The sequence below is a fragment of the Limnohabitans sp. genome (assembly GCF_038134685.1).
Lineage (GTDB): Bacteria > Pseudomonadota > Gammaproteobacteria > Burkholderiales > Burkholderiaceae_C > Limnohabitans_A.
On record NZ_JAYPVP010000038.1, the window covers coordinates 1 to 8,540 of the forward strand.

11 protein-coding genes are annotated in these 8,540 nt (G+C 59.6%); 9 read left to right on the plus strand and 2 right to left on the minus strand.

Annotation, left to right across the window (positions count from 1 at the left end):
• From AAFM15_RS11280 to AAFM15_RS11315, 8 genes are all read left to right on the plus strand, one after another.
• Positions 1 to 502 (plus strand): hypothetical protein (locus AAFM15_RS11280; RefSeq protein WP_341686811.1); only part of this gene is annotated, 502 nt, incomplete at its 5' end.
• Positions 499 to 1,899, plus strand: coding sequence for a type IV pilus secretin PilQ (locus tag AAFM15_RS11285; RefSeq protein WP_341686812.1), 1,401 nt, complete (start codon positions 499 to 501; stop codon positions 1,897 to 1,899). The genes AAFM15_RS11280 and AAFM15_RS11285, both read left to right, overlap by 4 nt.
• A gap of 57 nt (positions 1,900 to 1,956) precedes the next feature.
• Positions 1,957 to 2,487: a shikimate kinase gene (locus AAFM15_RS11290; RefSeq protein ID WP_341686813.1), complete on the plus strand. Its 531-nt coding sequence runs from the start codon at positions 1,957 to 1,959 to the stop codon at positions 2,485 to 2,487.
• A gap of 38 nt (positions 2,488 to 2,525) precedes the next feature.
• Positions 2,526 to 3,638, plus strand: coding sequence for a 3-dehydroquinate synthase (gene aroB / locus AAFM15_RS11295; protein WP_341686814.1), 1,113 nt, complete (start codon positions 2,526 to 2,528; stop codon positions 3,636 to 3,638).
• A 1-nt stretch (position 3,639) separates the two neighbouring features.
• Positions 3,640 to 4,776, plus strand: coding sequence for a deoxyguanosinetriphosphate triphosphohydrolase (locus AAFM15_RS11300; protein WP_341686815.1), 1,137 nt, complete (start codon positions 3,640 to 3,642; stop codon positions 4,774 to 4,776).
• A complete protein-coding gene (locus AAFM15_RS11305; RefSeq protein WP_341686816.1) occupies positions 4,773 to 5,975 on the plus strand; it encodes an MFS transporter in 1,203 nt (400 codons plus the stop codon). The genes AAFM15_RS11300 and AAFM15_RS11305 overlap by 4 nt, the downstream gene beginning before the upstream one ends.
• Entirely contained in the window at positions 5,972 to 6,529 is a 558-nt protein-coding gene (locus tag AAFM15_RS11310) for a DUF1415 domain-containing protein (RefSeq protein WP_341686817.1), read from the plus strand. The genes AAFM15_RS11305 and AAFM15_RS11310 overlap by 4 nt, the downstream gene beginning before the upstream one ends.
• Positions 6,526 to 7,389: an SAM-dependent methyltransferase gene (locus AAFM15_RS11315; protein ID WP_341686818.1), complete on the plus strand. Its 864-nt coding sequence runs from the start codon at positions 6,526 to 6,528 to the stop codon at positions 7,387 to 7,389. Before AAFM15_RS11310 ends, AAFM15_RS11315 begins: the two co-directional genes overlap by 4 nt.
• Here the strand turns inward: AAFM15_RS11315 and AAFM15_RS11320 are convergent.
• Both AAFM15_RS11320 and AAFM15_RS11325 read right to left on the minus strand, forming a co-directional pair.
• Entirely contained in the window at positions 7,383 to 7,847 is a 465-nt protein-coding gene (locus tag AAFM15_RS11320; protein ID WP_341686819.1) for a hypothetical protein, read from the minus strand. The two genes, AAFM15_RS11315 and AAFM15_RS11320, sit on opposite strands and share 7 nt — an antisense overlap.
• 108 nt (positions 7,848 to 7,955) lie before the next feature.
• Entirely contained in the window at positions 7,956 to 8,315 is a 360-nt protein-coding gene (locus AAFM15_RS11325) for a hypothetical protein (protein WP_341686820.1), read from the minus strand.
• Positions 8,316 to 8,400: 85 nt separating this feature from the next.
• Here AAFM15_RS11325 and AAFM15_RS11720 point away from each other — a divergent pair.
• The coding region (locus tag AAFM15_RS11720; RefSeq protein ID WP_371833108.1) for a helix-turn-helix domain-containing protein at positions 8,401 to 8,540 on the plus strand (140 nt) is incomplete at its 3' end.

Genomic DNA, 8,540 nt, shown 5'->3' on the forward strand with positions numbered 1-8,540 from the left:
AGAGGGCGTGGCTTGGTGGCCTGTACAACTGTCGATGGCCCCAGCTGCGGGACAGGCGCAATTGCAGATTGAGGGGCAGTGGCGGGTAATGTTGTCGGATCTGGAGACGGTTCAGGGTGCATGGATTGCGGATGTGCACGAGTGGATACCTGTGCAGCAGGCTCTCCTGCCGGATCCTTTTGGTTCCAAGCCGATGTCGCCTGCGGCATCGGTGCCTGCAGGCGATAGCACTTTGGCAAACCAGACCCAGTGTGCCAAAAACACGTTGAGGTCTCCGGTGCGAGGCTTGCAGCTGGTGGGCTTGCTCGAAGGGGGAGATCAGCATCCGGGCCAGGCGGTGTTGCGTGCAGGGCCTTGTCAGTGGGCTGTGCGGGTCGGTCAACGGGTGGGTGCCCAAGGGCATGTGCTCCATAGCCTCGGGCCCGGGGCTTCGGTGTGGCTGACGAAAGAAAGCCAAAGAGATGGCTTGCGGCTGAAGATGCATAAAAAGGAGAGGCCATGAAAAAGTGCTTCCGATTCATCGGTGTTCTGGCGATCGCTGGGTCCGTGCACTGGACCATGGCCGCCAATCTGCCCATTTCTGCCCATGCCGTGACGCTGGATCTTGATGCGACGGATGTGCGTGCAGTACTCAAAATGCTGGCCGACGAGGCAGGACTCAACCTGGTTTTGTCCGAGCAGGTACAGGGGCAGGTGAGTTTGCAGCTGCAGGCGGTCCCCTGGGAGCAGGGGCTGGAGCTGGTGCTGGGTCTCAACAAGCTGATGCATCGGCGCATGGGCAATGTGCTGTGGGTGATGAGCCGTCAGGAGTGGCTGGATCAGCAAAAGCAGCATGTGGAGGCGGGCCTGGTGCTGACACAAGCGCAGCCCTTGCAACTTTTGCCCAGGCGATTGCTGTATGCGCGCGCCTCCGACGTGGCCAAGCAATTGCAAGGAGCAGGGGGCAAATGGCTCAGTGCGCGCGGCACGGTCATGGCCGAGCCGCGCACGAACCAGCTGTTTGTGTCCGATGTGCCAGACCGTGTACAGGCGATGGAACACATCATCAATGCGCTGGATGTGCCGGTGCGCCAGGTGGTGATTGAGGCACGGATCCTCGAGGCCGACAGTCGCTTTGGCGAGTCGCTGGGCGTCAAGCTGGGGGCGGGTCTGTCGGTGCCTTTGTCGGTGGGCGGAAAAACAGGGCGAGGCCAGCTGGGGGGCGCTTTGATGCCAGAAGGTGCAGGGGTCAGCACGCTGCCGCAATCGTCATTTCCGGCCACGGGGGCAGGGCAGGCTGTCTATGCGCCGGCCAGTGTGGCAGTGTCCCTGTTCAATGCGGCGGCAGACCGGTTCATCAACCTGGAAATTTCCGCGCTGGAGTCTCAGGGTAAAGGCCAGGTCATTTCACGTCCCCGCGTGGTAACGGCTGACCAAACCCCCGCACTGATCGAGCAGGGAACGGAAATTCCTTACCAGACTTCTTCGGGCAACACCGGCACTTCCACCACCTTTCGTAAAGCCAACCTCAAGCTGGAAGTGACCCCGCAAATCACTCCCGAGGGGGATGTGATCATGGATGTGGATGTCAACCGCGACAGTGTGGGGCAACTGACGCAGTCGGGCTACACCATCAATACCAAGCACGTCAAAACCCAGGTCAGGGTGGAAAACGGCGGGACGGTGGTGTTGGGTGGCATTTACGAAAAAACCCAGAACCAGGACCAGACGGGTGTGCCTGGACTGTCGCAGGTGCCTGTGCTGGGCTGGTTGTTCAAAGGCCGGGAGCAGGTCGATCGACACACCGAGCTGCTGGTGTTTCTGACGCCCAAAGTGGTGGCTGAACGCGCTGAGCTGCTGGTGCAGCCTTCCACAGCGGGTGAGGACGGCCCTGCGCCCCCAGAACCGCCGTCGCGCTGAGCAGACAGCGGAAGCGAATACACTTGGAGTCCTGTCGTTTTCTCTTGGACTTCCGTCTTGCGCATCATTCTTGTGGGCCTTCCGGGCTCGGGCAAAACCACCATTGGCCGCCAGCTTTCCCGGCGGTTGGGGGTGTCTTTTGTCGACTCGGACCATGTGATTGAAGAGCGTTTGGGCTGCTCGATCCGCGAATTTTTCGCTCGCGAGGGCGAAGACAGTTTCCGTGACGTGGAAGAACAGGTGCTTGACGATCTGAGTCAGCACCACGAAGGCGTGATGGCGACCGGTGGAGGCTCCTGCCTGCGTCCCAACAACCGCCAGCGCTTGCACGAGCGTGGCCATGTCATTTACCTGCGCTCTACGCCAGAGGATGTGTACCGCCGAGTCAAGCACGACACCGCCCGCCCTTTGTTGCAAGTGGACGACCCCATGGGCCGCTTGCGTAATTTGTATGAAACCCGCGATGCGCTGTATCGCGAAACGGCGCACTTCGTGATCGAAACCGGACGTCCCTCCGTGTCTACCTTGGTCAACATGATCCTGATGCAGCTGGAGCTGGCGGGCGTGTTGCCTGTTCGACACGCTTAAGCGCAGGCCCCAGGCCTGGCTCGCTACACTTGAGGGCTATGGCTGAGAACACCTCTTCCCCAGTGCAAGTAGCGATCGATCTGGGCGATCGCAGTTACGACATCCTTATTGGCGCTGGTTTGACCGGTCAGCCGCAAACCTACGCCAACTTGCCCAAGGCGCGCGCTGCCGTGATCGTGACCAACGAGACCGTGGCCCCGTTGTACGAAGCGGCCTTGCGCCAGGGCCTGCAGCCGCACTATGCGCAGATTCACACCGTGGTGCTGCCCGATGGTGAGGCGCATAAGGACTGGCAAACCCTGAACCTGATTTTTGACGCCTTGCTGGCCAATGGCTGCGACCGCAAGACGGTGTTGTTTGCCTTGGGCGGGGGCGTGGTGGGTGACATGACCGGCTTTGCCGCGGCCAGCTACATGCGCGGCGTGCCTTTTGTGCAAGTGCCGACCACCTTGCTGGCGCAGGTGGACTCCTCGGTGGGCGGCAAAACGGCGATCAACCACCCGTTGGGCAAAAACATGATCGGCGCGTTCTATCAACCCCAGCGCGTCATTTGTGATCTGGACACATTGAAGACATTGCCCATGCGCGAACTCAGCGCTGGCCTGGCCGAGGTCATCAAGTATGGGCCGATTGCGGACATGGGTTTTCTGGACTGGATCGAAGCCAATATTGACGCGCTGATGCAGCGCGATGCACAGGCGCTGGCGCACGCCGTCAAGCGCAGCTGCGAGATCAAGGCCTGGGTGGTGGGCCAGGACGAGCGCGAGTCCGGCCTGCGCGCCATTTTGAATTTTGGCCACACCTTTGGCCACGCGATCGAAGCGGGTCTGGGCTTTGGCACCTGGCTGCATGGCGAGGCGGTGGGTTGCGGCATGGTCATGGCAGCCGAGCTGTCCTGGCGTTTGAACAAAGTGGATGTGGCCTTTGTGGAGCGGCTGCGCGCCTTGATTGAGCGTGCCGGCCTGCCGATACAAGGCCCGCAATTGCATCCGTCTGACAACGCGGGTGATTACATTGCGCATATGCGCCTGGATAAAAAGGCCGAGGCGGGTGACATCAAGTTTGTGGTGATCGACGAGCCTGGCCGCGCTGCCGTCAGCGGCGCTCCTGACGAGGTGGTTCGCGCCGTGATTGACGCTTGCTGCGCCTGATATGGCACTGAGCACCTGGGCCAGCCACGCCGAACACAGCCGGGGGCGGCGCCATATCGAACCGGCAGCGCCAACACGCGATGACTTTCAGCGCGACCGCGACCGCATCGTGCATTCCACCGCTTTTCGGCGGCTGGTCTACAAAACCCAGGTCTTCCTCAACCACGAAGGTGATCTGTTTCGCACCCGCCTGACCCATTCCCTGGAGGTGGCTCAACTGGGGCGATCGATTGCGCGCTCGCTCGGCTTGAACGAAGACCTGGTCGAGGCGGTAGCCTTGGCGCATGACCTGGGCCACACGCCATTTGGCCATGCGGGGCAGGATGCCTTGCACGATTGCATGGCTGAGCACGGCGGCTTTGAGCACAACTTGCAGAGCTTGCGCGTGGTCGATCATCTGGAAGCCCGTTATCCGGCCTTTGACGGGCTGAACCTGAGTTTTGAAACGCGCGAGGGCATCCTCAAACACTGCTCGCGCGCGAATGCGCAGTTGCTGGAGGCCCAGGAGCCGCAAGGCGTTGCGCAGCGGTTTTTGCAAGGCACGCAACCCAGCCTGGAAGCACAACTGTGCAACCTGGCCGATGCCATCGCCTACAACGCCCACGATATTGACGATGGTGTACGTTCCGGTCTGTTGACTTTGGAGCAAATGCAGCAGGTGCCTCTGTTTGCGCAATACATGAACGAGGCCGCACAGCAGCACCCTCAGCTGCAGGCGCAGCCACGTCGCTGGCTGTACGAAAGCACGCGCCGCATGCTCAGCCAGCAGGTGTATGACGTGATCGACACCACCCGCGTCGCCATTGCTGCCGCAGGTGCGGTGACGGCAGACGATGCGCGCAAGGCGGGCCCTTTGGTGCGTTTTTCCGAACCCATGAAAGCGCAGAGCGCCGAGCTCAAGCGCTTCTTGTTTGCCAGCCTGTACCGCCACCCGCAAGTGATGGAGCGTATGGGGCAGGCCCAACAGGTGGTGCAGGAATTGTTCGAGGCCTATCTGGCGCAACCCCAACAGATGCGCGCTGAATTTGCAGAACGCCAAGACCGCCATCGCGCCGTGGCGGACTACATCGCCGGCATGACCGACCGTTTTGCCTTGCGTGAACACGAGCGCCTGACCGGCAAGCGCGTGCTGGCATGACGCGCAAAGCCACTCCGATTGGTGCTGCCTGGGTCGTTGTGGCCGCAGGTGGTGTGGCCGCTTTGCAGGTGGGCAAGCTGCCGCCAGCCTTGCCAGCCTTGCAGACCGAATTGGGTTTGAGCCTGGTGCAGTCGGGCTTTTTGCTGTCGATGGTGCAACTGGCGGGGCTCACGCTGGCCGTGTTCATGGGCGTACTGGCCGACGGTATGGGTTTGCGCCGCAGCATGTTGCGCGGCTTGCTGTTGCTGGCGCTGGCCAGTGCTTTGGGGGGCATGGCGCAGTCGGTGCCGGTGCTGCTGGCTTGTCGTGCCCTGGAAGGCGTGGGATTTTTGCTGGTGGCCTTGCCCGCGCCAGCCTTGATTCGACGTCTGGTTCCTGGCCCGCAACTGGCGGGCATGCTGGGCGTATGGGGGGCTTACATGCCCACCGGCACAGCCTTGGCATTGCTTGGCGGACCTTTGTTCATCCCTGCCTTTGGCTGGGGCGCCTGGTGGTGGTTGTTTGCAGGTGTTGCCTTGGCGATGGCCGCCTGGCTCATGCGTGTGGTGCCTGCAGACCCGGCTGTGCAGATGCATGCATCTGTGGGTCTGTGGGTGCGCTTGCGGCGGACTTTGGGCGCGCGCGGCCCTTGGCTGGTTGCTTTGTGTTTTGGCATGTACTCCGGCCAATGGCTGGCGGTGGTGGGCTTCTTGCCTTCCATTTACGCGGCGGCAGGCGTCAGCGGTGCCGCGCTGGGTGCACTCACGGCCTTGGCCGCAGCTGTGAACATGGGTGGCAACATGGCCTCGGGCCGGTTATTGCAACGCGGTTGGTTACCGCGTTCCACCCTCTGGCTGGGTTTTACGGCCATGGCGCTGGGCAGCACCTTGGCGTTTTCTGCGTTTTCCCAAAGCTGGCCTTGGCTGCGTTACATCGGGGTCCTGGTGTTTTCCGGGCTGGGCGGCTTGGTGCCGGGGACCTTGTTCAGTCTTGCGGTGCGCTTGGCGCCGGGCGAGCAGCAAGTGGCCACGACCGTGGGCTGGGTTCAGCAGCTGTCTGCACTGGGGCAGTTTATGGGGCCACCAGCGGCAGCTGCCTTGGCTGCGCGTGCAGGTGGCTGGCAGCTGACACCATTGTTCACGGTGGCCTGTTGTGTCGCGGGGATGGTGTTGGCGCTGCTGGCTCAGCGTTTGCTCAGCAAGGGCACAATCGGGGCATGACCGAGACATCCCAAGACATCGCCATCGCCGACACCGTGCGCTGGCTCGAACGCGCCGTGATCGGCCTGAACTTATGCCCCTTTGCCAAGGCACCTCATGTGAAGGGGCAGATCCATTACGCTGTCAGCGAAGCCAAGGGACTCGAAGGCCTGCGCGACGAGCTGATTTCAGAGTTGCAAGCGCTGGCCTCTTTGCCTGCTGAAGCGCGAGAGACCGTGCTCTTGATCGTGCCGCACATGCTGCGTGACTTTCTGGACTTCAACGATTTTTTGGACGAGGCTGATGGTGTGTTGCAGGAGCTCGATCTGGAAGGCGAGTTTCAGATTGCGAGCTTTCACCCGGAATTTCAGTTTGCGGGCACCGAGCCAGACGACATCACCAACTACACCAACCGCTCGCCATACCCCACGCTGCACCTGATCCGCGAGGCCAGCATCGACCGTGCGGTGGAGGCTTTCCCCGAGGCTGAAATGATTTACGAGGTGAACATGGCCACGATGGAAAAGCTGGGCGTGGATGGGTGGAAAAAACTGGATGTGGATGCCACGCCATGAAAAAGCATGCAAGCAAAGCGGCTGCACCTGCCGACACCCTGCCGCCCGAAGTACGCCCCGGCCAATCGGTCGAACTGCTCAAGCAGCTGCACATCCTCACCCGCGACGGCAAGCTCAACCAGGACTCGCGGCGCAAGCTCAAGCAGGTCTACCATCTGTTCCAGTTCATCGAAAAACTGTTGCTCGAATTGCCCGACTCGCCTCAAGGACCCACCTTGGCCGACCACGGCGCAGGCAAGTCGTATTTGGGCTTCATCATTTACGACCTGTTTTTCAAAGCCTTGGGCAAAGGCACGATCTACGGCATTGAAACCCGTAGCGAACTGGTCGAGTCTTCGCGCCAGTTGGCCGAGCGACTGGGCTTTGACCGCATGCGCTTTTTGAACGTGAGCGTGGCCGAGTCGACGCAAAGCAGTGAGTTGCCCGAGCAGATCGATGTGGTCACTGCGCTGCATGCCTGCGACACCGCCACCGACGACGCCATTGCTTTCGGCCTGCAAAAGAAAGCCCGGTATATGGTGCTGGTGCCCTGCTGCCAGGCCGAACTGGCGCGGGCGCTCAACCATAGCAAGGCCCTGAACCTGCAGCGTACGCCGCTGGCCGAACTTTGGCGTCACCCGCTGCACACCCGCGAGATGGGCAGCCAGCTCACCAATGTGCTGCGTTGCCTGTACCTCGAATCGCAGGGTTACAGCGTGACCGTGACCGAGCTGGTGGGCTGGGAGCACAGCATGAAAAACGAGCTGATCCTGGCGAAATACACCGGCCAGAAAAAGCGCAGCGCGCGTGAGCGGCTGGAGGCTTTGCTGGCCGAGTTTGGCTTGACGGATTTGTTGGGTGTGCGTTTTCCGATTTATTGACGTTGTATGCGCAAACCGTTCAATTCGTCGATCAATTTCGTGATGTTCTTTCGGATTGCTCCCTCATTGGCCAACTGAAGGCGTGTAGAGCCCAGGAAAGATTCTGAAAAGGCGGCGGTGTAGTCAGCTTGGATCACCTTGGAAAATATTTCCTTGCGTGTTGATCTCTCAACCAGAGAATACCTAACGCTTGACCCCACTGTCATGTCAAATCCACCAAACGTTGGCTGATTGAGGGACAGTAAATCCGCAGTCAATTGATACTGTCCTCTTGCACCTACGGCATCCATCAATCCTGCGGCACGCAAAGAGTCTTCAAGCGCTTGGTGAAATGCTGAGCTTGAAACCTTTGACATCCACATGGGATTGGTGTCGGTCCCCCCGGTGACTTCAAGAACAGTAACCTTTCCGCGCAGCTCCATGTTCTGAGTGCGTGAGACAGATTGGTGAACAGCCATGTTTTCCGTTCTGGCGGGTGATGCACATCCTGCCAGAACCAAAATCGAACAGCTCAAGCAACCTATGGAAATTCGGTGTACGAATGTCTTCATGGGGAGGGCAGTAGCTTAGCTACATTTCTTTTGGGTAGCTACAGCCTGAAGCGCTTCGTATTCGCCTTTGAGGCGACTGAGTTCTGCCTCTTGCTGTTTTGTTCCACCCAGGGCAAACAAAGCTGGCCAGAACAAAAGTCCACCTGCCCATGCAATCGTTTTGTCATTGCTTGCAGCTTCGTCTAGGCGACCAGTGAGTTGATTGACACGTCCGCGAAGACGGTCTGACTCCATGCGAACCTGGTCGCAGTCGAGGTTAGTGAATTGTGTTGGTGAGACATATGCTGCAGTGATGTCTTTACCTGCAGTTGCACAACCGCCAAGCAATGCAAGAATGGTGATAGCTGCGCCAAGTCGTTTGAAGTCGAAGTTCATTGTTATCTCCATGTGAGTGATTTGCTGCACTAATGTATGAATTAGTGTGTGTATGAATTAAAGCACAAAAACGATAACGGTTGTCGTGAAAACATATAAAGACAACCTTATCCAACGTCAGTTTGGCTTGCGCTTAAAGGAATTGAGAGACGCCAAGGGCATGACGCAAGAAGATCTTGCGGAGAAAGCGGGTCTCTTTCGAACTTACCTCAGTCGCATCGAAAC

Bases quoted from the DNA above. Each gene is read 5' to 3' on its own strand.
- AAFM15_RS11285 (WP_341686812.1), top strand. From the start codon at position 499: ATGAAAAAGTGCTTCCGATTCATCGGTGTTCTGGCGATCGCTGGGTCC.
- aroB (WP_341686814.1), top strand. From the start codon at position 2,526: ATGGCTGAGAACACCTCTTCCCCAGTGCAAGTAGCGATCGATCTGGGC.
- AAFM15_RS11300 (WP_341686815.1), top strand. From the start codon at position 3,640: ATGGCACTGAGCACCTGGGCCAGCCACGCCGAACACAGCCGGGGGCGG.
- AAFM15_RS11305 (WP_341686816.1), top strand. From the start codon at position 4,773: ATGACGCGCAAAGCCACTCCGATTGGTGCTGCCTGGGTCGTTGTGGCC.
- AAFM15_RS11310 (WP_341686817.1), top strand. From the start codon at position 5,972: ATGACCGAGACATCCCAAGACATCGCCATCGCCGACACCGTGCGCTGG.
- AAFM15_RS11315 (WP_341686818.1), top strand. From the start codon at position 6,526: ATGAAAAAGCATGCAAGCAAAGCGGCTGCACCTGCCGACACCCTGCCG.
- AAFM15_RS11320 (WP_341686819.1), bottom strand. From the start codon at position 7,847: ATGGCTGTTCACCAATCTGTCTCACGCACTCAGAACATGGAGCTGCGC.
- AAFM15_RS11325 (WP_341686820.1), bottom strand. From the start codon at position 8,315: ATGAACTTCGACTTCAAACGACTTGGCGCAGCTATCACCATTCTTGCA.